This is a genomic window from Rhodococcus sp. DMU1 (assembly GCF_012272955.1).
GTDB classification, from domain to species: Bacteria; Actinomycetota; Actinomycetes; order Mycobacteriales; family Mycobacteriaceae; genus Rhodococcus; species Rhodococcus aetherivorans.
Map to the genome: position 1 here is coordinate 460772 of NZ_CP050953.1, position 26452 is coordinate 487223.

Below are 26452 nucleotides of genomic sequence, written 5' to 3' on the forward strand. Positions count from 1 at the left end.
GCGCCGAGGCGTTCGGTCCGGCGCCGCCGCAACCGACCCGATCCTGGCGGCTTTCGGATTATGAATGACGAACACATTCGAACGGATGACATGGCATGGCACACTCTGACCTCGACGCTGATCCGCAACGGATGTACGAGCTGTTGGTGCAGCAGGTGACGTGGGAGGCGGACGGCGTCGTCTCGATCCGGCTGATCGATACGAACGGCTCCGAGCTGCCGACGTGGGCGCCCGGTGCCCACCTGGACCTCATCCTGCCCTCGGGCAAGGTGCGGCAGTACTCGCTGTGCGGGGATCCCGACGACCGCGCTGCCTACACGGTGGCGGTGCTGCGCGACGAGCACGGCCGTGGCGGCTCACGGGAGATCCACGACAGCGCGCTGGTCGGCCGGACGATGTCGGTGCGCGGACCGCGCAACCACTTTCCCCTGGTCGACGCCCCCTCCTACCTGTTCGTGGCCGGGGGGATCGGCATCACGCCGATGCTCGCGATGGTCCGCGAGGTGCGGCGACGGGGGGTGCCGTGGCGACTGGTCTACGGCGGGCGCAGCCGGTCGTCGATGGCCTTCCTCGGCGAACTGGACCGCCTCGGTGGGGGGAACGTCGACGTCGTCCCCCAAGACTCGCACGGGATGCTCGATCTGGACGCGGCGCTCGCCGCGGTCCCTGGCGACTGCGTCGTCTACTGCTGTGGGCCCGAGGGTCTGATCCGGGCGACCGAGGAGCAGGTCGATTCCCGATTCGCGCCGGACGCCCTACATGTTGAGCGCTTCGGTGCGGCGTCGAGCAGTCAGTGCAGCGAGAGGCCCCCGGCCGAGAGCGCCGGCACGGGGTTCGAGGTCGAACTGCGTCGTACCGGCGCGGTGTTGGACGTGCCGCCCGATCGAACTCTGCTCGACGTCGTCCGGGACTCTGTCCCGGACTTCCTGTCCGATTGTGAGGAGGGCTTCTGCGGAGCCTGCGAGGTGCGGGTACTCGAGGGCGAGCCCGAGCACCACGACCTACTGCTGTCCGACCGCGAGCGCGAATGCGGTGACCGGATGATGATCTGCGTGGGTCGCTCGAGGTCCCCGCGTCTGGTCCTCGACCTGTAGTTCGCCGCGCCCCTACAGATGGGAATAATCTTGGAATCCATAACATTTCCGGCGGTCGGCCGCCCGCGTGGCGCGGCGGCAGACTTCCGGTACGACGCAGGGGCGACGGCGCCCGCACCCGCCCGGGTGCGGCCACTCGACGAGATCGTGCGTGAGGTGGTGGAGCCGGGAGACCAGATCCATTTCCCGTGGCTCTCGACGCGCGCGTACGCGTCGCTGTTCGAGGTGCTCCGGCAGGTCAGATCGGGCCGACTGCGCGGGCTGACCGTCATCTCCGCGTCGCTGCGCGCGGAGGTCGCCCTCCTCGTCGCCTCCGGCGGAGTGGACCGGCTCGTCACCGCGTTCGCCGCCACCACGTATCCGGCGGTGCGGCCGAACACGATCCTGGCGCAGGCCATCCGGGACGGCGCGCTCGTCGTCGAGGAGTGGTCCATCCTGGCGCTGATCCAGCGGGTGCTCGCCGGCGCGCTCGGATGGCCGTTCGTGCCCGCGACGACGATGGACGGCACGGACCTGCCCGTCGTGCCCGGATCGCGGCCCGTCCGCAACATGGTCAATCCCTTCGATGAGTCGGACTGCTCGGTGATGCCGGCCCTGCGTCCGGATGTGGCGCTGATCCATTGCCCGGTCGCGGACTGGCACGGCAACGGCGTGGTGTTCCCGCCGTTCGCGGAAGACCTCCACACCGTCTATGCGGCGCGCAAGGGCGTCATCCTGACGGCCGACCACATCGTGTCGCCGGCTGATCTGCGGCGGTGGGCGGGCCACGTGAGGGTCCCTGCGGCCTGCGTTCGCGGGGTCGCGCACGTCCCGTTCGGGGCGCACCCCTCGGCTTCCCCGGTCCCGATTCGGGTAGAGGGCGCCGCCGGGTACGGCGAGGATTACCGGTTTCTTGCCGACCTGGGGTGCCTGCGGACCCTCGAGGAGGCGGAGGAGTTCAGCCGGCGCTGGATCGACGTGCCGACCCGCGCACGCTACCTCGGCGAACTCGGTCGTGAGCGCATCGAGCACCTGATCGCGATGGACCTCGACGAGTCCTGGCGGATCGACGAACTCGATGCCGAACAGACCCGCGCGGAGACCGGCTCGGTGACCCTGGGCGAACGCCTCGCCGTCTCGGGTGCCCGCGCCATGGCGAACCTGGCGCGCGCGTCCGGCACCCGGACCGTGGTGGCGGGCGCCGGCGTGTCGCACCTCGCCGCTGCGCTGGGCCGGGTGACACTGCTGGACGACGAGCATGTCGTCGACCTGGTCTTCGAGAGCGGGGTGCTCGGGTATATCCCCAGACCGCACGACGCGACGCTCTCGAACACCCGCAACCTCCCCACCGCGCGTCACCTCAGCAGCGCGCTGGAGGTGCTCGGCATGCTGCTGCCGGCCACCCCGGACACCACGATCGCGGTGCTGTCGGCCGGGGTACTCGACAGCGATGGGAATGCCAACAGTAATCGCACGCCGTCCGGACAGTTCCTTGTCGGCGGCGGGGGGAGCACCGACATTGCGTCGCGGGTTCCGACGGTCGCCGTCGTCGCCGCCGACTCTCGAAAATTCGTGGGCATGGCCGATTTCACCAGCTATCACGGAGCGAATGTCGCGGTGATCGCCACCGACGTCGGGCATCTGAGTAAGTGCGACGGCAAGTACGTGCTGTCGGCGTGGTTCAAGGAGGCCGCCGCCGGGGCCGACGAGGCGCTGGCCCGCGTGCGCGCGGCGACCGGATGGGATGTGCGGCTCGCGCCGGACGTCGAGCAGCTGGCGGCGCCGTGCACCGCGGAACTCGAATACCTCAGGGCCATCGACCCGGAGGGCAACCTGATCGGATGAGCGCGGACTCGCCCGATGATCGAAAACGCAAGGATGGGCCGGATGAACAGCGAGGACCGAGTACTCGTACAGTTCGCGGCGAACTGGGCACCGTTCGGGGGCGCGCCACCGGACGAGGTGTTTGTCACGTTCGGGATGACCGTGGACCGGTATCAACGCCGGCTGCGGGAGATCCTCCGCACCGCGCGGGCAACCGATTCGCCGACCGCGTCCGGACGGGCAGATGTCGCTAGGCGAGCTTATAAGCTGATGGAATCAGTTGAACCACAGCGTATTCGATGATCCATTCCGTTGACCGGTTTCGTGACATCGTGTACCTTCCAATCGGCAGGGTAAAATGCGATCGATATCACACCTACTCTGCTCGGGTGGGTAGAGCTCCGAGCGATGCCCGCCGGCGAGCCAGGCGCCATCGATGCCGGTCCGAGCCGACACGTAGGTGGACGGCGCAGTGCAGCGCGACCGCGGTCCGGTCGTTCCTCGGGGATCCGAGACTTTCTTCGGTGCATAACGTCATGTCGACAGAATGGAGTCATGAATGGCGCTCGATATTCACAACCCGGATGTCGAAAGTCAGGGTAGGGAACTGGTGCGGTCGGAGCCCACCTTTCTTCCGGATCCGCAGCCTGGGGAGCTGTGGTGTCCCCTCATCTCGGTGGACGATCACGTTCTCGAGCCGGCGGACATCTTCACCAGCCGAACGAGTTCGCGGTATCGCGATCTTGTTCCGTCGGTCGTTCCGGATCAGGACGGCATACCGTATTGGCACATCGATGGTGACCGAGTTCCCATGCGTCTCACGATGTGTGGTGCGGTCGGTCGGCCGATCGAGGAGTGGAGTCTGGCACCTCAGAAGTACGAAGATTTCCGCCCCGGGGTGTGGGATGTTCATTCCCGGATAAAGGATATGGATCTCAACGGGGTGTATGCCTCTCTGAACTTTCCGTCATTCATCTGGGGGTTTGCCGGGAAGCGGTTGAGCGGGATGCGCGATCGGGAGGTTGGTCTGGCTTCCGTTCGGGCGTACAACGACTGGATGCTCGAAGAATGGTGCGGGGCCAATCCGGACCGATTCATCTCGTGTCAATTGCCCTGGCTTCTCGACCCGGAGGTGGCGGCATCGGAGGTGAGAAACAACAGGGAACGTGGCTTCCAATCGGTGACATTCTCGGAGAATCCCGAGGGGCTGGGTCTTCCGTCGCTCTACTCCGAATACTGGGATCCGTTCTTTCGTGCATGCGAAGAGACCGAGACCGTGATCAACCTGCACGTGGGGTCCTCGGGGTCGATTTGCCAACCGAGCGTGGCATCGCCTGCAGATGTGACGGTTGCGCTTTTTCCGTTGAACTCCGTCCAGGCAGTGGTCGATTGGATTTTCTCTCGGATCCCTCTGCGGTTTCCGCGTCTGAAGATCGTACTCTCCGAATCCGGCGTCTCATGGGTGCCGATGATCATTGAGCGACTCACTCGTTCCTACCGACAGGCTGCCAGTTCGAAGACGTGGAGCCCGTCGGATCCGAACCCGGTCGACATCCTGCGACGCAACTTTTGGTTTACGTCCATCGAAGATCCGGCGGCGTTCCGGATGCTCGACATCATCGGCGCCGACAGAGTCATGGTCGAGACGGATTATCCGCATGCCGACTCCTCGTGGCCGGAGTCGCAGGACCTGTTCCGTCGGGACATGAAGTCGCTGCCTCGTGACACGGTCGAGAAGCTCTGCTTCCGGAATGCGAGTGCGCTCTATCAGCATCCTCTCCCTCCTCAGGCGCTGATCGATTCCTCGAGCATCGCCCACTTCTGATCTCGAGTATCGGAAGCGACATCACTCTTCCTCCCTTCCAGGAGTAGTCAATGATGCACACTCTCGACCTGCCGGATCCGCCGACATTTCAGTCTGTCGCTGAAGAACGAAATCACAGGAAGGTGCGCCTTGCCGCAGCGTTCAGGGTCTTCAGCAAGTTCGGATTCGACGACGGAGTCACCGGACATATCACTGCCCGCGATCCCGAGCACACCGATCACCTCTGGGTGAACCCGTGGGGGATGTCCTTCGGCCACATTCGCGCATCGGACCTGTGCCTTATCGATGGGACCGGACAATTGGTCGAGGGTGTAGGTCCCGTCAATCCGGCAGCAATCACGATACATGCCAGTGTGCACGACGCCAGACCTGATGTGGTCTGCGTTGCTCACAGTCACTCGTTGTATGGGAAAGCGTGGTCCGCATTCGGCCGGAAGTTGGAGCCCATCACGCAGGACGCGTGTGCCTTCTACGAAAGGCACTCCGTTTTCGATCAGTACAATGGCGTGGTGCTGGAGGGCGACGAAGGTCGTGCCCTCGCGGAAAGTCTGGGTGCGAATCGCGCTGCAATTCTCAAAAATCACGGCATACTTACGGCCGGGGCAACGGTTGACGAAGCCGCATGGTGGTTCATCTCCCTCGAACGATCCTGTCAGGCGCAGCTCCTCGCCCTCGCCGCCGGGAAGCCGGACGTGATTCCTGCCGGGACTGCGCGGCAGGTCGCCGCGCTCTGCGATCAGCGTGCTGGTTGGTTCAATTTTCAGCCAATACTTGCGCGAATCATGCGAGAGCAGCCCGACCTGGCTGAGTAGATCGCCGAACTTCGATGTCGGTGCCCGAGGTCATTCGTCCACGCCTCGGTCGGTGATTACGGCCTGCCGAATCGTCCACCCGTCTGCGCATTGCGCTAGAGGGTCACCCAACGCAAGCACATTTCTCATTCCTCCGGAATGTAATACGAAAGGTGATGTAATGCGCACACGCTTTCACGTCAGTAGACTTACTTGCGGGCTCACTGCCGCTGCGGTCGCCCTCACGCTCGCCGGCTGCGGGGCTGCCAGTAACGCCGAGTCGCAAAGCGATGTCATCAGACTCGGTGAGACGAGTGGAATCAGCGGGCCGGCTGGGGGGTACGGCAAGGCACTGAGTGAAGGCCAGCAGGCGATCTTCCGGGCAGTCAACGACGCCGGGGGCGTGAACGGGAAGAAGATCGAACTGACCCTGCTCGACGACGGCCTCGATGTGGCCCGCGCAGTGCAGAACGTCCGAAAGCTCGTCACAGACAAAAATATAGCGATCGTCGGTGGCTCGGGCTCGGGCTCGATCGATGCAATTGTCCCGGTTCTGGACAAAGCGGGCGTTCCTCTCCTCTTCCCGGCGAAGTCGAGTCCGTCGTTTGTGAACACGGTGGTGCCGCAGGCCTTCGCGCTGGTCCCCACCTTTCCCGACCAGGCGCATGCCGTAGTGTCCGCCGCCTTCCAGAAGACAGGCGCCGGCAGCGTCTTCCTCGTCCGCACGGTGTCCGACCAGAACGATGCCATTTTTGCGAAGGTCGAGACAGCCGTGCGCGATGGTGGCGGCGCATTTCTCGGCACGGCAATCGTGCCTTTCGGCGCCGACGTGACGCCGGTAGCCCTTCAACTCGCCGAGGCGCGACCGGATTATGTGGTGTTCACGTCCGCTCCCGCAGAAACCACCAAGATCGTCAATTTCCTTGCTGGTAAGGACATGCTGCCCAAGAAGGCGATCCTGGGTACGAGCTCGCTGCCTGGTAACACCTTCTTGCAAGGGACCCCACCGAGTGCGCACGGTCTACTGTTCAGCCTGGCAATTACCAAGCCACCTGCGGACCCGAGCGCAGCCGAGTGCCTGGAAGCGGTCGAAAAGTACTACCCCGGCGCGGAGGTCGACACAGTGACCACGTTCGGGTGCGCGATCGCGCAAACGGTGGTCGCGGGGCTCGAGATGGCCGGACCCAACCCGAGCAGCGAGAGCCTGGCCGATGCGTTTGCCTCCATGCGGGACCATCAGACCAGTCCTCTCATCCCGCCCGTAACGTTCTCTCGAGATTCGCACATGGGCCTGACGTCATTGCCGGCGGTCACTGTCAAGGACGGTGTGTACGAGGCAGTCGAATCGGTCAGCGTACCGGTTCTGCAGTGATGCTTACCCGATAGTCACTGGAGGTGTCATGAGTCTGTTCTTGGAGACGGTTCTGAGCGGCGTCGCTGTCGGCATGCTGTACGGCCTGATGTCCTTTGCGATGGTTGTGCTTTTCAAGACAACCGCGACAGTAAATTTCGCCCAGGGAATGATGGGCACGGCAGCTGTCTTCGTCGCCTTGACTGTAATGGTCGAGTTCGGCGCCTCCCTTGTCGTGGCCGTCGTGATGGGGTTGTTGTTCAGCACAGTCTTGGGCGTGGTCACCTTCTACGCCGTCATCCGTCCCAAGCCGAGGGCGGACAAGACGAATGTGATCATCAGAACGCTGGCTCTGTCGCTCGTACTGGCCGCATTCATCGACCGATTCAAGGGAGTCGGCCAACCGTTTCAGTTTCCACAGCTTGTGGCCTCCGGCAGCTTTGGTATTCTTGGGGTTCGCATCGACTATTCCCTGATGGAAGCGGTCGCCGTGGCAGCGATTCTCCTCGGTGGCTTCGGTCTCTTCTTCAGATTCTCCGGCGCTGGTCTGCTGCTTCGCGCGGTGGCCGAATCTCGCGAAACGGTCAGGTTGCTCGGCGTCCGGAGCGACCGATTGTGTGCGATAGCTTGGGGGATCAGCAGCTTCTTGGCCGCAATCGTAAGCCTCTTGGCTGCCAACCACGCCTACGTCTCGACATTCATGCTCGAGGGCTACTTGCTCTATGCCTTTACGGCAGCGATCGCTTTCGGGCTCACGAGCCTGACCGGGGCGGTCATCGGCGGCGTCAGCGCGGGTATCGTCAGCAATGTAGTGGCAACCTACTTTGGGCCCGACGCGGCCAACCTCGTCATCTTCGTGGCACTCATCACCGTCCTGGTCATTCGTCCCCAGGGAGTTTTCGGAGAGCGGAGCGTACATCGTGTTTGAGCACTCGATACCGCGACAGCAGCGAAGGTTCCCTTATCGGTACTGGGGCCTGTCCGCGACACTTGTATCGCTTGCAGCCCTCGGGATGATCGTTCGTGACCCCTCGTGGCAGTACATTCTTATACTCGGTATGGCATGGGGCACCGTGGCCGTCGGGATGAACCTGTGGCAGGGGCACCTCGGCGAGATCTCGTTCGGCCATGGTGCTTTGGTCGCCGTTGCCGCGTATACCTGGACAGTCGCGAGGACCGCGGGGATGTCTCCGTTTCCGGCGCTCGTTGTCTGCCTGGGCGTCACCCTGGTTGCGTGCGGGATCGTTGCGCTGGCAGTGGTTCAACTTTCTCATTTCGGTTCGGCAGTGGCCACGTTCTTTCTGGCGTTTGTCGTGGCGGCCGGCCTACAGTCGAGTGCGTTCGTCAGTCTTACGGGTAGTCAGTCTGGTCTGCTGGTTCCGGAGCTCCTCGTTCTCGGCGTCGACCTCGGAAATGGCGCTGGGCTGTATTTTCTTGCGCTCTGCTTCTTGGCGCTCGTTCTCTTCACCTCCTCAAATTTCGGCAGTGGAAGGCGCGGGCACGAGCTACGGTTGATACGCTCGAGCGAGCAGGTTGCTTCCTTGCTGGGAGTCAGGGTCAAGCACGCTAAATGGACCGCGTTTGTCTTTACAGGGCTCGGTGCAGCGTTGGCAGGAATTGTCATCTCCCAAGGGCTTACGGTGATCACCCCAGATTCGTTCGGGGTGGCGGCGTCCATCACGCTGGTCGCGATGGTTGTCGTGGGTGGGCAAGGAACCTTGTCGGGCCCATTGCTCGGTGGGCTGTTCTTCGCAGTGTTGCCTGCCGTGTTTCACGGCGCTCCTGAGAACCAGGCCCTATACGCAAGCATCACCTTCCTTGTCTTTGTCGTGCTGGCTCCGGCAGGGATTCTGGGTGCGCTGTCGAAGTGGAGTGGTGGAGTTCACTTGTGGGGGGAAGGCACTGTCGCGCGGCGAGCACCCGAGCGTTCCGGCACTGCGGTGGACATGACCGGCGATCTCGATAGCGTTGACGCTGGCGAGCCCTCATCCGAGGATCTCGATCGTACGGCGCTGGGCCGGGGCCAGAAGTCTGCGGAAGATACCGCGACTGCAAGGACCGAGGTCGCCGCGATCGAGCTTGCCGGCGTTGGTGTCGCTTTTGATGGGGCGCAGGTACTTCATGGAGTCGATCTTGCGGTAGGCCACGGTCGGATCCATGCTCTGATCGGTCCAAACGGCGCCGGTAAGACAACGTTGATCAACACGGTCACCGGCCTGCTCCGACCGACAAGTGGCGAGATCAGGATCAACGGTCTCGAAACCACCACTATGTCGCCACCAGAAATCCGTGCGACGGGAGTCGGACGCACCTTTCAGAATCCCTCGCTCGTTGATGACTTGTCCGCGGTGGAGAACGTTGCCCTAGGTCTTTTGCATCAGCACCGTCGCTGGCTGCTGGTAGATCTGTTGCGCCCGACGCCCGGCCGAAAAACGGATGCCGATGTTCGAACCAGGTGCGAGGAGGCCCTGTCTCTCGTCGGCGTGTCCGAGTCCGTGTGGAACAAGAGGGCCGATGAAATCTCTCTGGCTGACAGGAAACTGGTCGACCTGGCCAGGTCGTTCGTGTCGGAGCCGAAGGTCTTGTTGCTCGACGAACCCACAGCCGGACTGGGTGAACATGAGATCCACTGTGTTGAGAATGCGATTCGAAAACTACGCAGCAGTGGGAGAGTCACGATTCTACTCGTCGCCCACCATATCGCGTTCGTGCGGCGAGCAGCCGATACCGTCACGGTACTGGACGGCGGGGAGGTTTTGGCCTCCGGAGAACCAAACCACGTCACACGCGACGAGCGGGTACTGGAAGCCTTCGTCGGCAAGCCCGTCGAACTGCCGGACCCGGAGCGTGAATCGGACTCCAACCCAGTCCAGTCAACCGCGGTCCGCGGGGCTGAGTCAGTTGGCGCCCGATCTTCCTCGACGAACCCTCAGGCGGAATCGCTCAGCTTGAATCTGTCGTCACAAGGCTTGGTGGTTACCGACCTGACCGTCGGGTACGGACCCACGCGCGTTCTCGACAATGTTTCCCTGCATGTCTCCCGCGGAGAACTCGTCGGCCTTACAGGCAGGAACGGCGCGGGAAAGACGACACTACTACGCGCACTGTCCGGAGTGATCCCGCGCGGAGACGGTCTTGTCACCATGGATTCGACGCCGGTTCCTTCGTCGCCAGTGGCGGCGGCCAGATCTGGGTTGATCCATGTACCGGAGGGCCGGGGCGTAGTCGGATCGCTTTCTGCGCTGGCCAATCTGCAGGTCGGCGCCTTGGCGGTCGGCCACAAATTGACGAATGAGGACCTAGATCAGATTTTGGACCGGTTCCCGGGGCTCAGGCCTCTGTTGGATCGCCCCGCAGGGCTATTGAGTGGGGGTCAACAACAGATGCTGGCGATAGCCCGGGGACTTGCCGCCGAACCTTCCATTCTGATGGTGGACGAACTCAGTCTGGGGCTATCGCCCAAGGCGACAAGCGAAGCGCTACGGGTGTTGTCGGCCCTGGCCCGCGAAAACGGCGAGGGTGTGCTTGTCGTCGATCAGAATATCCAGACGCTTTCGAGTGTCTGTGATCGGTTGTACGTCCTGAGGGATGGGTCTGTCGTCGAACTCGACGGAGACGCCGGATCGATTCACGAGTTGCAGGATGTCTATTTCTAACCTCAATACCGGTGGGCGTCGTTTCCGAAGGGGGCGGGTCTGTCAACCTGGCAGTGTGCCGTCGTCGGCCTCTGTAGGCAGCACCGGGTGAGGGCTGCGGTCGAGACGGAACGCCCGGTCGGGCCGTCACTACCCGTCTTCTGCAGTATCTGTAGCAGCAGATCCATGCGCAGGCGATGAACCACCACGATCCGGAGGCGCGGCAGGTCGACTGAGCGATGCCAGGGCCGGTTTCACCGTTATGGAGATTCCCCGGCAGTTCGTACTGCGTGCCACCCAGTTGGAGACACTGGGCGGCACGCAGCCGACAGGGCTGGATCTGCGCTGGAGTTGTCGGTTCACGATGTCGACGAACCGAGTTCATCGGCTCTTCCGGATTTAGAGTGCATCGATCGGGTGGGAGAGGTTGCCGCAGTGCAGCAGTGACCGGATCCGGTAATGGGTCAGGTTGCGGAATCCGAGGGCATGCCGGCGCAGCGCTTCGAGCCGGCCGTTGATCGCCTCGGTGGGCCCGTTCGAGGCCCGGTACTCGAAATAGGCCAGTACATCGGCCCGGCGCCGGTGCAAGGTTCGCCCGAGCTGGGCGAGCTCGTCGAGACCGTCCGGCACCCCGGTGCGAATCGTGTCGATCACCCGGGTCAACCGCTTCTTGCCACGCCGACGGTCGTGGTCGGCGTAGGCGTCGCTGACATCCCTGGTAGACCCGCCACGTGACCGCGAATGGCAGGTGCCGATCCTCGGCGAACACCACCTCGAGGCGGCGGCGTTGCCGGCCTGTGAGCAACTCCTGCCGGGTGCGGGCGCTGCGACGAACCCCGTAGAGCGGATCCCCCGAACGGCCCCGATGTCCGCGGGTGTGCTGCTGGATGCGCTGGCGACACAGATCCAGCTTGGCGCCGGCCAGGGCGACGACGTGGAACGGATCCACCCGTCGTCACCGCATCTTCGAACTGTGCTGGTCGCAGCGTGTGTGTGGCCGCCGAACCCGTCCATCGCGACGACCTCGATCCGGTCCCGGAACGCGGCGCCCTGCCGGTCGAGCCAGGTCGTGAGCACCGCCGAGGACCGGCCCGGCACCAGATCGAGCAGGCGTGCCGGTCCGGTGCCGTCGAACACCGGCGTCAGGTCCACGATCACGGTGACGTATCCGTCGCCGGCCGCACCACGGGTGTGCGCCCAGCGATGCTCGTCGACCCCGATCACCCGCACCGACTCCAGGCGGAGGTGTCGGTGGTGATCAGTGTCGTGGTGGCCCAGGTCGCGATCGCGTTGACCGTGTCCCACGACAGGCCGAGCTCTCGGGCGATCGCCGCGATCGAGGTGCGGTCGATCATCAACCGGCGCAGGATGTGCCGGGCGCAGCGTCGGGTGGTCGACCAGCCGGGACGCGCCAGACGATCGGTGTTGTGTTTCGAACACCTCCCGCTCACACGAGGCGCTCTCGCACCGGTAGCGGGGCACCCGCACCCGTAGCTGCAGCGGGTGGCCGGCCACCGGCAGGTCCGTCACCGTGCGCACGATCGTGTCCCGGTACGTCCCTGCCTGGCTGCAGCTCGGGCACCGGTCGGGTCCGTCGACCAACAGATCGCAGAACACCACGGTGACCTGGTCGTCGAGGGCGGCGTCGGTGATCGTGACCCCGAGTTCGATCGTGCACATGATCGTGTCGGCGACGATCGACGCGGGCAGGGAAGTAGGCTCGGACACTGGGCTCCCGGTGTGGTCGCGATGTGTGGCGTAGGACCCTTCATCTTCGACTGCCCGGGGCCCTTCTTACGGCAACGACACCAGCGTCAACCTCGGACCTAAGTTAGGACATTTCGCTTAGAGCGTGTCTCTTATGGATAGGATCGTCTGTGCGGCATGATGCCTGTCGTGGTCGATGCGTTGTCTACTCGGTTGGTGCCGGATGCGTTGTGGGAGCTTGTCGAACCGCTGTTGCCCGGGTTCCGGGCTCGGCCGCAGGGTGGCGGTCGGGCAGCGCTCGACGATCGGGCGGTGTTCACCGCGATCGTCTATGTGCTCACCAGCGGCTGCGCGTGGCGGCACCTGCCGCCGTCGTTCGGGGTCAGCGTCCCGACCGCGCACCGCCGCTTCGCGACCTGGGCCAAGGCGGGGGTGTTCGACGAGTTGCATCGGCAGGTTCTCGACCGGCTCGGAGCCGGCGGGGACCTGGACTGGTCCGCCGCGATCCTGGACGCCGCGCACGTCCGGGCGAAAAAGGGGGATCTTTGACCGGTCGCAGTCCGGTCGACCGGGGCAAGAAGGGATCGAAGATCCACGTCCTGTCCGACGCCGACGGTATCCCGCTGCTCACCACGGTGACCTCGGCGAACACCCACGACAGCGTCATGCTGCAACCCATGGTCTCCGCGATCCCGGCGGTGCGCTCGCGCCGTGGTCCGCGGCGTCGCCGACCCGGCCGGTTGCGGGCCGACAAAGGTTACGACGCCGCCGTGCACCGCCGGTGGCTGCGCGAGCGTGGCATCGTTCCGCGGATCGCGCGCCGGGGTGTCGACACCAGTGAGCGCCTGGGCCGGTACCGGTGGAAGATCGAACGCACCCTGGCCTGGCTGACCGGCTACCGCCGGCTGACGATCCGCTACGAACGCCACGGAGAGCATTTTGCCGGCTTTCTCCAACTCGCAGCCGCGCTGACGTGCTGGAAGAAGCTCGCCAAATGAGATGTCCTCTTAGTACCCCGCTTCGAACCCGAGGCGAGACAGAATTTCCTGGTCGGCGGCCGGGATCTGCGGCGGGAAGTCCTGGACGGCGGCGTTGATCGCGATCGTCGAGGTCCGCAGCGGCCGCAGTTGCTTGACCACTCGTGCGATCGCCACACCGGTCCGGTCCTGAACACAGCGCGCGACTGCCAATGCCGCGAACACGATGGTCAGGTGCGCCTCGATCGCGTCGCGGGTGCGGTGGAACATCGGCCGTGCCCGCAGATCGGTCTTCGACATCCGAAACGACTGCTCGACATGCCAGAGATCGTGGTACTTGCCGATCACCTCACCCGGTTCCATCAGCGTGACCGGAATGTTGGTCACGTATCCCTTCAGGCCGACGAGGGACCGGGCCCTGCCCAGGGCGGCATCATCGAGTTGCTGACCGGCCGTGGTGGTCTTGACGAACCGAGTGGCCTTGGCTTTCTTCGTGCCGTCGACGACCGCCTTCGCCCGCGCTTCCTGCGCATTGAGGGTTTGGTTGTCGCGCACGGCGCGTTTGCGGGTGTACTGCCAGATCGCCCGCCACGAGGTGGGGTGCCGCACCGGATCCCAGACCGGTTCGGCTCGTCTCTTCACGGTGTTGACGACACTGCGTGCGTGCCGGGGTGTGACGGTGTCGATGATCTGCCCGTCGGTGAACACATCACCGTGCCAATGGAAATGAGACGTCAGATCAGCGGGCGCCTTCGTCACCCGGGAGCCGACGATGAACTTCAGGCCCGCCTCGTCGAGAGCGGTCAGGTTCGAGGCGGAGAGCATGCCGGCGTCGGCGGCGATGACCATCTCCACACCGTCGACGCCGTGGCGGGTCTGGAACTGGCGCACGATCGGGATCAGGGTGTGGGTTTCGGCCTTGTTGCCCTCGAAACAACCGATCTCCAAGGGGAAGCCGGTTCGATCGACGAGCAGTCCGACCACGATCTGTGGATCGACCCGCCGCTCCTTGCTGTAGCCGACCTCGCGCAGGTCGTCTTCCTTCTCGGCCTCGAAGTACAAGGTCGTCACATCGAACAGCAACAACCCCAACCCGCCGGGGGCGGCGGCGTATTCGAAGCAGCGGCGGGCGATCCGATCCCGGTAGTCACCGGTGATGATCTGCGCGAGGTGGCGTTGAATCGTTTTGTACGACACGGTGTCCGCACCGAGATCGTCGAGGACACGCAGGGCATCGATCTTCGAGGTCGGTTCGACGATGCGTGCGATCACCAGATCCTTGAACACCGCCTGAGTTAGGACATTTGGCTTAGTGTCCCGATTCGAAGCCGAGACGGGTGAGAATCTCCAGTTCAGCAGCAGGGATCTGCGGCGGAAAGTCCTGGACGGCGCCGTTGATGGCGATGGTCGAGGTTCGTAGCGGCCGCAGTTGCTTGACCAGCCTCGCGATCGCCACACCGGTGTGGTCCTGGGCGCAGCGGGCGACGGCCAGAGCGGCGAACACGATGGTCAGGTGCGCCTCGATGGCGTCGCGGGTGCGGTGGAACATCGGCCGTGCCCGCAGATCGGTCTTCGACATGCGAAACGACTGCTCGACATGCCACAGGTCGTGGTACTTGCCGATCACCTCGCCCGGTTCCATGAGCGTGACCGGGATATTGGTGACGTATCCCTTCAAGCCGACCAGCGATCGAGCTCGTGCCAGCGCGGCATCATCGAGTCGCTGACCTGCGGTGGTGGTCTTGACGAAGCGCGTCGCCTTCGACTTCTGGGTGCCCTCGACCACCGCCCGCGCCCTCGCCTCCTGGGCATTGAGAGTCTGGTTGTCGCGCACGGCACGTTTGCGGGTGTACTGCCAGATCGCCCGCCACGAGGTGGGATGCCGAACCGGATCCCAGACCGGTTCGGCCCGCCTTTTCACGGTGTTGACCACGCTGCGGGCGTGCCGGGGGGTGACGGTGTCGATGATCTGCCCATCGGTGAACACATCACCGTGCCAATGGAAATGGGACGTCAGATCAGCGGGCGCCTTCGTCACCCGGGAGCCGACGATGAACTTCAGGCCGGCCTCGTCGAGAGCGGTGAGATTCGCCGCCGACAGCATGCCGGCATCGGCGGCGATGACCATCTCCACGCCCTCGAGGTCGTGCCGGGCTTGGAACTGACGCACCATGGGGACCAGGGTGTGCGTTTCGGCCTTGTTGCCCTCGAAACAGGCGATCTCCAGTGGGAACCCGGTGCGGTCGACGAGCAACCCGACCACGATTTGTGGATCGACCCGGCGCTCTTTGGAGTAGCCGACCTTGCGCAGGTCGTCTTCCTTCTCGGCCTCGAAGTACAAGGTGGTCACATCGAACAGCAGCAATCCCAACCCGCCGGTGCTGGCCGCGTACTCGAAGCAACGGCGGGCGATCCGGTCGCGGTAGTCGCCGGTGATGATCTGCGCGAGGTGGCGTTGAATCCTTTTGTACGACACCGGATCAGCGCCGAGATCGTCGAGGACGCGCAGGGCATCGATCTTCGAGGTCGGTTCGACGATCCGGGCGATGACCAGGTCTTTGAACACCGCGTCGTCGATGATGTCGAAGCCGAGCCCGTCGTAGACGAAGGTGAGCACGTCGTAGAGCAACCGGGCGCTGGTGCGCACGGTTCGTCCCGCCCCGGCGAGCTCGCCACCCTTGCTCGTCGTCGGGCCGGGCAGTTGGCCGGTCCGCCAGTCGGCAACATCGGCGATCTGCTCGACGGGCGTCGGCACATCCAGCTCCAGCACGCCTTGATCGCCGTGCAGCAGGTGTCGGGCTCGTTCGAGCAGAATGCCCAGCTCGACGTCGGTATGCGCGGACCCGACGTGAGCGAGGATCTCGTGCCGGCCGCGGTGTTTGCGCACGACCTGCACCGCTACCGCCCCGGATGCGGTGCGCACTTTCCGCACGAATGCCACGGCCCGAACCTACCTGCTTAGTGTCCCGATCCGCTTCGTCGACGTCGTGAATGCGCAGGTGGAAGCCTCGGCAGGTGTTCTACCCGCCAGTAATGTCCTAACTCAGGTTTGCGCACGAGCTGCACCGCGACCGCGCCGGATGCGGTGCGCACTTTCCGCACGAATGCCACCGCCCGAACCTACCCGCTTAGTGTCCCGATCGGCTTTCGCGGGATCACGAAGGCGCAGGTGACGAGCCTGCCGAGCTTTCTACCCGCCAGTAATGTCCTAACTCAGGACACCAGCGTCAACCTCGGATCTTCACGCCCTCTCCTGCACTCCATTTCCGGAAGAGCCCCATAACCAGCTTCGTCCACATGAGACACGCTCCAACTAAGCCAGGTTCGAACACGCAGGTTGCTACTGAGAAAACCTCGCTGTTTCCTTACCGTCTAGATTATGCCATCACGACGGAGTTCCTCGATCTCATCGGCGCTCAGATCCAGAATGCGGGTGAGGACGTCCTCTGTGTCCTCACCGTAGTTGGGTGCGCCACGATCCTTGGGACCCCCCATCCGAATCGGCGTCTCTTCGAATTCGGCGGGAAACGTGCGGACAGGCCACGTTCCCGTCTCAGTCTGATTCAGTTCCGTCATCCAGTCGAGAGCGGCAAGCTGGTCGTCGCTCTCGAATCGGTCCTGTGTATTCTGTGCGACCCCGGCGGGAACCCCCGCCGACTGGAGTGCGGACATCAAGTTGTACCGCTCCCATCTGGCCGTTTCCTGGTCGATCAACTCATCCAACGCATCCTGATTCGCGAATCGTGCCTGACTCGTTGCGAAGCGAGGGTCGGACGCCCAGTCTGGGTTGCCCAATACCGACATTGCTGCAGCCCATTGACGATCAGTGAAGATCGAGATGGCGATCCAACGATCTGTACCCTCGCACCGGTAGATTCCGCTCGGGGCAGCGATCTTGTACGGTGATCGGTTACCGTAGCGCTGCCACGTTCGGCCGTTGGCCGAGTTATCGAGAATCGCAGTCCCCGTGAGATAGAGACCGACCTCCACCTGCGAGGCATCGATATGGCATCCCTCACCGGTCACATTCCTCCGATGGAGGGCCGCCAATGTCGCGGTCGCCACATTGTATGCACCGAACCAATCCAGGTAGCTGAAGCCGATACCCGCCGGAGGCCAGGGATTCGGAAGACCCGACATGTCCGTGATTCCGGAGAACGCCTGTGCGGTCGGCCCGAACGCCTTCGCGCCACCGTACAGACCGTATTGCCCGAGACCCGATTGCTGGACATAGATAATGGAGGGGTTCAGTTCCTTCAATCGATCGAATCCGAAGCCGAGGCGCTGCATCGTCCCGGGCGAGAACCCTTCGACGACCACGTCCGCGTCACGGATGAGATCGGCCAAGATTTCCTTTGCTCGATCCGTCTTCAGGTTGAGCGAGATACCCAGCTTCCCTGTATTGATTTCATTGAAACTGGCGGACTGATTCACCGACTCCTGAGGGGGCGCGGTTATCGGGGAATCTGCGCTGTCTCGCTCAGCACGACCACCTTCGGGATATGAGATCCCTGATGACCTCATTCCATCGAGTCGCGACAGGTGCTCGACCTTGATGACTTCCGCGCCCATGGCAGCCAGGATGCGGCCGGCACCGGCGGATGCCAGCATCCAACTGAGATCGACTACGCGGACGCCGTCCAGAACAGTCGGCCGACTTGCTGATATGGCCCCGACACGGCTACCCCGCCGAGGCGCTGCAACCGTGATCGGCGTCTTCGCCCACGCCGACAGCACTTCTGCCGTGTGCTCACCGAGATGCGGTGCCCTTCTTGGCGCCGCCCAGTTCGCCTCTCCGGACAGCCACCGCGGCCCAACGTCGGTGAAAGTGCGGCCGAGCTCAGGGTACGGCACTTCTACGAAAGTCCCCCGCTTCGCCCAGTGCTCGTCACCGAGATTTTCTTCCGGACTGCGAATGGGGGCCCAGGGAACTCCTGCATCGAGCATCTCGCGCCACAGACCGGAATCGAACGTTGTCCGCTTTACGAGTCGATCCATGACATCGGCGAGATGCTGGCGGTGATCTGCCCGATACTCCGGGTCCTCCCACCGTGGGTCGTCGAGGTCTTCTTGCATTCCGTACTTGCGCAAGATGGCGACGTCAGCATCCCAGCTTGACGGGAAGTTCTTGATATACGTGGCGTAGGGCAAGATGTATCGCCCGTCCTTCGTCTGAGACTGAGCACGCATACTCAAAGCCGGCATTGCGTGGCGGCCGGTCTGGCGTATGGACGGAGTTCTCAGCGCCACCCACCGGGGAATGTCGGACTCGGTGGTCACCGCAACGGCATGATGAACCGACAGCGACAGCCTCTGGCCCCTGCCAGTCGACAAACGATGGTTCAGCGCAGCCAGAACCGACATGACTCCGATCTCGCCTGCAATGTGATACGCCTGCCACATTTGCGGCGCGATCGGCGGAGTATCGTAAAACCCGTTCGGATCGGGGTCGTAACCCGAGTTCATCGCGATTCCCCCGAGTGCCAGGTGCACCAGATCACTTCCGGCGTAGCCCGCCCATGGACCTTTTTCCCCGAACGGCGTGATCCGCAGATGAATCAAACCTGGGTTTGCAGCGCGGAGGCGATCAAAATTAAATCCAGGAACGTCATCGCCAGGCTGACGGGCGTCGATGATGACATCAGCGCTGGCCGCCAGTGCCTCTAGATCAGTCTGGCCCGACGGTGCCCGAAGGTCGAGGCAGATGCCCCGCTTACCCATGTTGTAGTGCCAGAAGTAGAGACTGCGATCAGGGCCTGGAACGTCCTCGTAGAACGGGCCGTACTCGCGTGTCCGCTCGCCTCTCGGCGGCTCCACCTTGACAACATCCGCACCGAGCGCAGCAAGCACTTTGCCCACATACTCGCCGTGCTCATCGGCAAGCTCAAGGACGCGAATGCCATCCAGATAGGTGTCGGTAGTCGTCGTCATGGCTAGATCTCTCTCTCAAACGTCACGTGGGCAGAATGCCTGCGCCTCCGTGCCAATCAGCAGATTACTGGGACGTCGTAGATGTCGAATCGCGAAGTACTCCAACGCAGGAAACGACGATGAGCGCCGGCTGATCGGTGGGATTGCGCCACGCGTGGCGGGTCCCGCGCTGGACCACACAGGATCCCCGGGTCAACCGCTCCAGCCGTCCCCCATCAAGTTCCAGTACAACCTCGCCTTCGGCGACAAAACAGTAGTCGATCGTGTCTGTCGCATGAAACGCCGCGTCTTCGCCGGCAGTCTCGTGTGCCTCTCGAAGCCCAGGGAGGTCGTCAGTCGCTTGCCCCTCGCCATAGACGGGGTCGGCAACAGTCGAGTCGGGCGGAATCACGAAGACCAGGAAGCGCGTCCCTCCCGGACCCGGGAAGAGTGGTGCGTGGACTGGCTCCGCCAGGTCTTCAAAACTCACGCTCCCATCTGGCGTACCCCAAACTTGCCACAACGGCACAATGCGCTCGCTCTTACCCTGTTCATCGGCCGGGGGTCGTGAGAAGACCGGATTCAAAACGCCACTCGAAGTGACCGTCGAATTACCGGCGTCATCCACGCCGGTAATGACTCTCTTAATGGATTCGATCATGCGCACCCCTGTTCGTGTTACATTTTGTCGTGCAATCTCGTTCGCTTGGGTCAGCTACAGTTCGGAAATTCATTCGCCTTGACGTCCCGAATCCCCCGGGGGTTAGTCGGTTAATTCCTCGGCTCGCCAGTTGATCAGCGTCCATCCGTGAGCTTGGGGCTCGAATACAGCGCGAACCCGCATCCCGTCCTCCGGCACGTGTCCGGAAGATACGAAATTGCCGTAGGCAAAGAGATCTTCCTGCTCGACAAAATTTACGAGGAGCACGGTGTAGGGGGTCTTCCCCACGAGATTCGGATGATAAACCTGGTATGTCACTGTCCACGCCGCAACGCGGGCTCGGCCAGATACCTCAATCCACTCATATTCCATGCTTTCGCATGAAGTACATATAGGCGACGGTGGAAATCTGAGCCGCGAGCATCCTGAGCATCTCTGGACTACTAGACGTCCTTCCCTGGCAGCGTTCCAGAAGGGTTCAGACAAATCCGTTACGACCGGCGCGAGGGACGATATCACTGCTTCTCCAAAACAATCGCGGAACTTATTCCGTTGATATACCCGGGACCACCAGTGGAGAGGGCGACTGCCGCACCATCGATTTGCCGCTCGCCCGCTTGCCCGCGCAACTGTGCTACCGCCTCACAGATATGGTTCAGTCCGTGAATGTAGCCTTCGGAGAGAAACCCGCCGTGTGTATTCACCGGAAGTGACCCGTCGCGGCGGGTTGCGCCGGACTCCACCATCGGCCCTGCGTCTCCTTTGGCACAAAACCCGTAGTCCTCCAGTTGAACGAGAACTGAGTAGGTGAACGCATCGTACAGTTGTGCCACATCGACATCAGTCGGTCCGAGCCCAGCGGTGGGCCACAGCGATTCAGCGACAATGCGTGCAGGACTCTGAGTCAGATCACCCAAAGTGTTCGAGAAGTCGTTCGCGCCGATCGCCCATGCCCATCCGCGAATATTGACCGGTGGCTGGCGCAGGGAACGTGCATGTTCGCTCGTGGTGATGACAACAGCACAAGCCCCATCGGTCTCAAGACAACAGTCGAACAACCGGAACGGCTCGGTAATTATCCGAGAGTTGAAGTAGTCATCGATGGTTATCGGATCCTGCATCAGCGCGCGTGGGTTCAGGACGGCGTTCTCCCGCTGCTGGACCGCGATCGTGCCAAGCTGTGTCGGGGTCGTCCCGAATCGGCTCATATGCTGCTGGGCCGCAAGTGCATAGTTTTGTGCTGGGGCGATCATTCCGTAGGGGCGTTGGTACTGGAGTTCCTCGGACTGGATCGTGCGGTCACCACCGCTCCCGCCCATTCGCACCCCGGACCGGCCGTTCAACGCGCGATAGACGACGATATTGCGAGCAGCTCCTGAAGCGCAGGCCAATCCAGCCTGAGCGACAATTGCTGGTGCCTTCCCACCCCCGCCGAACTCGTCGTGGAACCATCGCACATTCTTCAGCCCCAGAAGGGCGGCAATATCAGCCATAGCGACACAGTCATTCACATGATGTGTGGCTATCCCGTCGATGTCTTTCAGCGACAGCCCCGCGTCGGCCACCGCCTCCTTTATGGCCTTAGCTGCGAGAGTCGCAGTTGTTGTTCCGGAGTTCTTGCTCAGCTTGCTGAACCCTACTCCCGCAATCGCTGCACGATTGCGCCACCTGACGGCACCTTCCACGTCGCGCGACGTCAAAGCACATCCGCCTTTCTGGACACAAGTATTAAGGGACGATGTGTACGCTGAACGCAGCTGACCGAAGAGTTCTTCGTGCCAGCGATCCGGACGTCGCCGGGCGAGAGCGGGATCCTCTGGATAATGGCAGACGCCCAGTGCGTCCGCGTAAACAGGGGGCAGTCCGATCGCAGATCTGTCTGAGTTTCTGGGAAACTCCTCGGGGTCTGCGTCGGTCGTCGCTAGGCGGCGCCTAGGGTGTGCCTTGACTGTGGGCACGGGTTCGCTCGGGCCAGGCGAGGAGACGTCAGAGCTTCTGCTTCTTCACGACCAGGGCGAGGTCCCCGTCTCGACCGCACAGGACCTTGGTGCCAACCGGATAGATATCCGGCATCTGATGGGGTTCGTATCGGTCCGATAGGAAGATGCGAAGGTACGTCTGATCAGTCGCCCTCAGAGTGACCTGCTCGGATCCCGTGTCGATCGTGAACCACCCCTCACCGACCTCGACGACCTCGCCGGCGACTCCGGTGTCCTCCCCGATCTTGGAGAATCGCAGATCCATGGAGATCCTGAACCTATCGGACACATTGTCCAGGCCGCTGTGCGGCATCGTGTCACAGAACATCAGCACGTCACCCGGACGATAGGTGTCCGCTCGAGCCCAGTCGGAGTCAGGAATCAGGCCAGCCGGAATAGGATAGGGCACAGGGGCATCCGTGTCGTGCAAGAAGCCGCGGGTGTGCCAGCCGGGCGCTATCGCGAGCCCTCCAACCGATGCATCCATTTCGGTGAAAGGCATCCAACAGGTACGGAAGTGGTAGCCCTGGTTGTAGAAACCGTCCTGGTGACGGCCCTTCAGCGGATCCTCCGACTCGGCCGCGAGTGGCGGCTTGACCCGGTACTCCATGTTCGGATTCCAGATCACCGGGCCTCCGGCGACCTTCTCGAAGAACTTGTTGATCGCGGGCTCGGCGACGAAATCCTGCCAGATACCGCTGCCCTCCAGTTCTGGAACACGCCCGGGGAAGTCGGTGAGATCGTTGCCATTCCAGACCGGTTCGAAAGCGCCAGCATCCACCTGCCCGTACTGATCTGCGAGCACCGACATGAACTTTGCTCGCACACCTTCCACAGCTTGGCGGTCTAGCACGTCCCTGAAGTACAGGTATCCATTGGCGCGGTATACATCTTCGAGCGCTTCACGATCGTCGAGCAGGTCATTGTGGACATCGAGTGCCTTTAGGGTACTGGCAAACGTCATGGCGAGGCCGTTCCTTTCGGACCTTAGGAAGGTGACCGTTCGGCGACGAGCCTCCCTCCATAACATGCTGGCTGCTTGGCAGAATAGGAGAGATTAAGTGATGAGTCAATAGTCTGGTTCCAAATAGTCGTGTTCACTCGTCAGTGATGGGCGCTGTGCGGCGACGGGCTAGGGCCGCAATCACGCGCGCGAGGCGCCGATACAGCCGCTGCGACCTGCTGCGGTCCGGGCGCGTGTGCCACGACCACCGCAGTACGGGCCCGAAGTGGTAGCGGCGCTGCGGTTCTGTTGGGCGGCGCGGTGCGCCGACCGGTAAACGCCTGACGCCGATACGACCGGAACTGGCGCCGATCCTGCGGCACGTCGGTGAGCTGACCATCGACGAGACGACCGCCGTGCTATGGGTGTCGATGTCGGCGACGGTCCTCGACCGTCGACGGGCCGAGGACCGCCGCAAGCTCGACCCCATGGGTCGAGCGCACACCAAGCCGGGGTCGCTGCTCGAGTCGCAGGTCCCGATCCGCACCTGGGCGCAGTCTGACGATGCGGTACCCGGGAACGCCTGAGAGCGACCTGGTCGGGCACGAGGACAGCAGCGCGATTGGCGACCATGACTACACCCTGACCGTCACCGTCACCGACATCGCCACCGGCCCGGCCGAGAACCGGTCGGTGCCGAACCAGGCCCGACATGGGTGCTCACCGCGCTCGAGGAGATCGCAACGGTTCTGCACTTCCCGATCCTCGATGTTGACTTTCGACAACGGCAGCGAGTTCATCAACCGCCAACTGTTCGCGCAGCCGCCTCCTACAGGCGCTCCAAGATCGTCGCATTCGCCATACCGCCTCCCTCGCACATCGTCTGCAGACCGAAGCGGCCGCCGGTGCGCTGGAGTTCGTAGATGAGTTTCGTGGCGAGGATCGCACCCGTCGCACCGAGCGGGTGACCCAGAGCGATCGCGCCCCCATTGGCATTCGTCTTCTCGAGCGGAACACCCAATGACTCGGCCCAAGCGAGGACGACGGAGGCGAAAGCCTCGTTGACCTCGAAGAGGTCGATGTCATCCACGGTGAGCCCGCTGCGCTTCAGTGCTGCCTGCGTTGCTGGGATCGGTCCGGTCAACATGTAGATCGGATCAGACCCCACTACCGTCATCGTGTGGACCTTGGCGATCGGAGTCAGGCCGTGGGTGCGCACCGCGGACTCCGAGGCGACGAGGAGCGCCGCAGCACCCACTGACGTCTGGCTGGATGTGGCCGGGGTAGCTTTCCCTCCCTCCCGCACCGGATTCAGTTTCGACATCGCCGCCTGCGATGTGTCACGGCGGGGCCCTTCGTCGACGCTGACGCCGGCTATCTCGGTGATCTGCGACGTGAAGCGCCCTTCGTCGACGGCCCTCACCGCGCGTAGGTGGCTCTCCACGGAGTACCTCTCGAGGTCCTCTCGAGAATGACCCCACTTGTCTGCGATCAGATCCGCTCCCCCGAACTGCGTAAGCTCGTCGTCGCCGTAGCGTTCCTTCCATCGCTCGCCTTCGCGGAAAGCGCCGATGTGCTGGGAAATCTTGGCGTTGAGATCCATCGGAACCAGCGCCATGTTCTCGACACCGGAAGCCACGACCAGATCCTGCACGCCGGCCATGACCGCCTGAGCAGCGAAGTGGAGCGACTGCTGAGAAGAACCGCACTGCCGGTGGATCGTCACGCCGGGCACACTCTCGGGAAAGCCGGCGGACAGCCACGCCGTGCGGGCGATATTTCCGGCCTGCGGGCCGAGTTGATTGACGCAACCCATTATGACGTCGTCTACAGCGGCAGGGTCCACGCCGGTCCGGTTCATCAGCGCTCGGAGAACTTCAGCCCCCAGGTCGGCTGGGTGGACTCCGGCCAGTGTGCCCTTGCGGGTCCCGACGGGACTGCGGACCGCGCCCACGATGTACGCGTTTTCAACCATGACAACAACCATCTCTCATCAGCGATTGACGGACATGCCGTAGGCAACGCTCGCGGATGTTGCTGATGGCCACGGCCACGCCCTGCAGAGGTGCCTACGGGGTCGCCAACAGGCGACCTCTCGCGATATTAATCGAACATTCGTTAAGATGGGAGTGCCGGTTCGAGCGGATCACGCCAGCAGATGTACGCATCCCGGTGGCCCCGGCAGGTGGCGGGGCAAACACCACAGCAGGGAAGTGGTCGCTCGAGGTTGGCCGCAGGTGCGCCAGAAGTGCACTTGCGGTGCGTCATACCGGAACTGAATCCAACTTGACTCGCCGAGTTACTCGGCGCTTAACGGAAGGCTGCGGGCCATGGCTGACTATCGAGATATCCGGCTGGAAATCGAGTCTGGCGTTGCCACGATCACCTTGAATCGAGCAAACAAGCTGAATGCAGTCTCATCGCTCATGATGACGGAGTTGGTGGACGCCTTCGACCGGACTGACGAGAACGATGAGGTCCGTGTGGTCATTCTGACCGGGGAAGGACGCGCATTCTGCGCTGGTGCAGACCTCAGTCGGGGCGCGAAAACTTTTGATGGAGCCGAGGAATGGCGAATTCGCGAGCGTGCCGCCCTGGGCACCGTCGCCGGCATCCCACGTGACGGAGCCGGTTTCGTGTCCCTAAGGATCGCGGCGTCCGTCAAACCGGTGATCGCTGCGGTGAACGGCCCTGCCATCGGCATGGGTGCGACCATGATGCTACCGGCCGATGTGCGGATCGCCGCGGAGTCAGCCCGTTTCGGGTTCGTCTTCAGCCGTCGGGGGCTCGTAATCGAAGGTGCATCGAGTTGGTTCCTGCCACGAGTGGTGGGCGTCTCCCAGGCAGCAGAGTGGGTTGCTACCGGCCGTGTGTTCGGTTCGTACGAAGCTTTGGAGGGTCGACTGGTGTCGCGTGTCGTACCGGATGGCGATCTGCTGAAAGCAGCCCGCGCGCTTGCGGCGGAGATCGTGGACAACACTTCAGCTGTCTCGGTCGCAATCTCCCGCCGACTTCTCTGGTCAATGCTCGGTGCATCGAACCCATGGGAGGCTCACCGCTTGGATTCAACGGCATTGTCCGTCCTCGGTCAGGGAGTGGATGCCGCCGAGGGCGTGAGTGCATTCCTGGAGAAGCGCCCCCCTCAGTTCCAGGGAAGAGTCGCCGACTACGCCGATGTGATTCCGCCGTGGCCCGCTCGGCCGGAGGGCATATAGGAGACGGAGGCGACCTGCTTACTCGCCGGAACGGATCCCGGAATAGCACCCTGCACCCGGTCCTCGCGCCCGGGAGCAGGACGTGGATCACGGCGGCTCATTTTGAACCGCATCCCACTCACTATCGCAGGTAGGAGAGCGGAGATCATATAACCACTCGACCCGCCGGTTACTTGGGCCATTACCGACGTGGTGCTGTGCTCCGGCGGTACGGTCCACACCCTCGTCGAGTTGTCCCCTGGCACCGAACACCATCGAGGCCACGGTGCCCTGTCTGACGGACTGGGCTACGGCGGAATCGATATCGATCGTCTACGGAATATGATTGCTGCCGAGACGGTCCCACGCGAGGGCGCGATCGTGTTGGCCGTCGATGTCAGTGCCTGACTGCGCCCGGATGCCCCCACCAGCCCGCAGCGGTCGTTCTGCGACGTCTACGAGCGCGGCCAGGGACAGGCGCAGCTGATTCCCGGCTGGCTGTACTCGTTCGTTTCCACGCTCGAGCCGGGTCGCTCCTCACCGGCCCCGGTGCTCGATATGGTCGCCTGCACCCCCGACCCG

19 protein-coding genes and 3 pseudogenes are annotated in these 26452 nt (G+C 63.1%); 11 read left to right on the plus strand and 11 right to left on the minus strand.

Annotation, left to right across the window (positions count from 1 at the left end; translation table 11 throughout):
* Positions 1 to 95: 95 nt before the first annotated feature.
* The 8 genes from HFP48_RS30105 to HFP48_RS30140 all read left to right on the plus strand — a co-directional run bounded on the left by HFP48_RS30105 (position 96) and on the right by HFP48_RS30140 (position 10520).
* Complete coding sequence (locus tag HFP48_RS30105) at positions 96 to 1094, plus strand: PDR/VanB family oxidoreductase (protein ID WP_246872649.1); 999 nt, start codon at positions 96 to 98, stop codon at positions 1092 to 1094.
* A 30-nt stretch (positions 1095 to 1124) separates the two neighbouring features.
* Positions 1125 to 2918 (plus strand): CoA-transferase, encoded by a 1794-nt coding sequence (locus HFP48_RS30110; protein WP_168580968.1) that lies wholly within the window; start codon positions 1125 to 1127, stop codon positions 2916 to 2918.
* Between the two features lie 42 nt (positions 2919 to 2960).
* Positions 2961 to 3200: a hypothetical protein gene (locus HFP48_RS30115; RefSeq protein ID WP_168580969.1), complete on the plus strand. Its 240-nt coding sequence runs from the start codon at positions 2961 to 2963 to the stop codon at positions 3198 to 3200.
* A 256-nt stretch (positions 3201 to 3456) separates the two neighbouring features.
* Positions 3457 to 4722, plus strand: coding sequence for an amidohydrolase family protein (locus HFP48_RS30120; RefSeq protein ID WP_168580970.1), 1266 nt, complete (start codon positions 3457 to 3459; stop codon positions 4720 to 4722).
* 53 nt (positions 4723 to 4775) lie between these two features.
* Positions 4776 to 5534 carry a class II aldolase/adducin family protein gene (locus HFP48_RS30125; RefSeq protein WP_168581162.1) on the plus strand — a complete coding sequence of 253 codons (759 nt, stop codon included), beginning with the start codon at positions 4776 to 4778 and terminating at the stop codon, positions 5532 to 5534.
* Positions 5535 to 5694: 160 nt separating this feature from the next.
* Complete coding sequence (locus HFP48_RS30130) at positions 5695 to 6885, plus strand: ABC transporter substrate-binding protein (protein ID WP_168580971.1); 1191 nt, start codon at positions 5695 to 5697, stop codon at positions 6883 to 6885.
* A 28-nt stretch (positions 6886 to 6913) separates the two neighbouring features.
* On the plus strand, positions 6914 to 7792 hold the full coding sequence (locus tag HFP48_RS30135; protein ID WP_168580972.1) for a branched-chain amino acid ABC transporter permease: 879 nt from the start codon (positions 6914 to 6916) through the stop codon (positions 7790 to 7792).
* Positions 7793 to 7877: 85 nt separating this feature from the next.
* On the plus strand, positions 7878 to 10520 hold the full coding sequence (locus HFP48_RS30140) for an ATP-binding cassette domain-containing protein (protein ID WP_282597491.1): 2643 nt from the start codon (positions 7878 to 7880) through the stop codon (positions 10518 to 10520).
* A gap of 378 nt (positions 10521 to 10898) precedes the next feature.
* Here HFP48_RS30140 and HFP48_RS32225 read toward each other — a convergent pair whose 3' ends face one another.
* The 3 genes and pseudogenes from HFP48_RS32225 to HFP48_RS32235 all read right to left on the minus strand — a co-directional run.
* Positions 10899 to 11255, minus strand: coding sequence for a transposase (locus HFP48_RS32225; RefSeq protein WP_348983379.1), 357 nt, complete (start codon positions 11253 to 11255; stop codon positions 10899 to 10901).
* Positions 11245 to 11448 (minus strand): annotated as a pseudogene (locus HFP48_RS32230) (transposase); the annotation flags it as partial. The gene HFP48_RS32225 and the pseudogene HFP48_RS32230, both read right to left, overlap by 11 nt.
* Positions 11449 to 11501: 53 nt before the next feature.
* Positions 11502 to 12179: pseudogene (locus HFP48_RS32235) on the minus strand (transposase family protein); the annotation flags it as partial.
* A 207-nt stretch (positions 12180 to 12386) separates the two neighbouring features.
* Between HFP48_RS32235 and HFP48_RS30150 the strand changes: the two are divergent.
* Positions 12387 to 13204 (plus strand): IS5 family transposase gene (locus HFP48_RS30150; RefSeq protein ID WP_210432867.1). Its coding sequence is split into 2 segments (ribosomal slippage): positions 12387 to 12738 and positions 12738 to 13204, totalling 819 coding nucleotides; the frame shifts between segments, so codons are not numbered across the junction.
* 9 nt (positions 13205 to 13213) lie between these two features.
* Here the strand turns inward: HFP48_RS30150 and HFP48_RS30155 are convergent.
* The 6 genes and pseudogenes from HFP48_RS30155 to HFP48_RS30185 form a co-directional block, all read right to left on the minus strand.
* A pseudogene (locus HFP48_RS30155) lies at positions 13214 to 14473 on the minus strand (IS1634 family transposase); the annotation flags it as partial.
* Between the two features lie 19 nt (positions 14474 to 14492).
* Positions 14493 to 16124, minus strand: coding sequence for an IS1634 family transposase (locus tag HFP48_RS30160; RefSeq protein ID WP_168579021.1), 1632 nt, complete (start codon positions 16122 to 16124; stop codon positions 14493 to 14495).
* 431 nt (positions 16125 to 16555) lie between these two features.
* The gene (locus HFP48_RS30165; RefSeq protein ID WP_168580974.1) at positions 16556 to 19114 is read right to left on the minus strand and encodes a CoA transferase; all 2559 of its coding nucleotides are present in this window, start codon (positions 19112 to 19114) and stop codon (positions 16556 to 16558) included.
* A gap of 64 nt (positions 19115 to 19178) precedes the next feature.
* Positions 19179 to 19754 (minus strand): cupin domain-containing protein, encoded by a 576-nt coding sequence (locus HFP48_RS30170; protein WP_168580975.1) that lies wholly within the window; start codon positions 19752 to 19754, stop codon positions 19179 to 19181.
* A 515-nt stretch (positions 19755 to 20269) separates the two neighbouring features.
* Positions 20270 to 21319 carry an acetyl-CoA acetyltransferase gene (locus HFP48_RS30180; RefSeq protein WP_348983372.1) on the minus strand — a complete coding sequence of 350 codons (1050 nt, stop codon included), beginning with the start codon at positions 21317 to 21319 and terminating at the stop codon, positions 20270 to 20272.
* A 421-nt stretch (positions 21320 to 21740) separates the two neighbouring features.
* On the minus strand, positions 21741 to 22697 hold the full coding sequence (locus HFP48_RS30185) for a phytanoyl-CoA dioxygenase family protein (protein WP_168580977.1): 957 nt from the start codon (positions 22695 to 22697) through the stop codon (positions 21741 to 21743).
* A gap of 410 nt (positions 22698 to 23107) precedes the next feature.
* Here HFP48_RS30185 and HFP48_RS30190 point away from each other — a divergent pair, with 410 nt between their 5' ends.
* Entirely contained in the window at positions 23108 to 23263 is a 156-nt protein-coding gene (locus tag HFP48_RS30190) for a hypothetical protein (RefSeq protein ID WP_168580978.1), read from the plus strand.
* 48 nt (positions 23264 to 23311) lie between these two features.
* Here HFP48_RS30190 and HFP48_RS30195 read toward each other — a convergent pair whose 3' ends face one another.
* Both HFP48_RS30195 and HFP48_RS30200 read right to left on the minus strand, forming a co-directional pair.
* On the minus strand, positions 23312 to 23479 hold the full coding sequence (locus HFP48_RS30195) for a hypothetical protein (protein ID WP_210432858.1): 168 nt from the start codon (positions 23477 to 23479) through the stop codon (positions 23312 to 23314).
* 26 nt (positions 23480 to 23505) lie between these two features.
* Positions 23506 to 24651 carry an acetyl-CoA C-acyltransferase gene (locus HFP48_RS30200; RefSeq protein ID WP_168580980.1) on the minus strand — a complete coding sequence of 382 codons (1146 nt, stop codon included), beginning with the start codon at positions 24649 to 24651 and terminating at the stop codon, positions 23506 to 23508.
* A gap of 355 nt (positions 24652 to 25006) precedes the next feature.
* Between HFP48_RS30200 and HFP48_RS30205 the strand changes: the two genes are divergently transcribed.
* Entirely contained in the window at positions 25007 to 25891 is an 885-nt protein-coding gene (locus tag HFP48_RS30205; RefSeq protein WP_168580981.1) for an enoyl-CoA hydratase-related protein, read from the plus strand.
* Positions 25892 to 26452 lie beyond the last annotated feature (561 nt).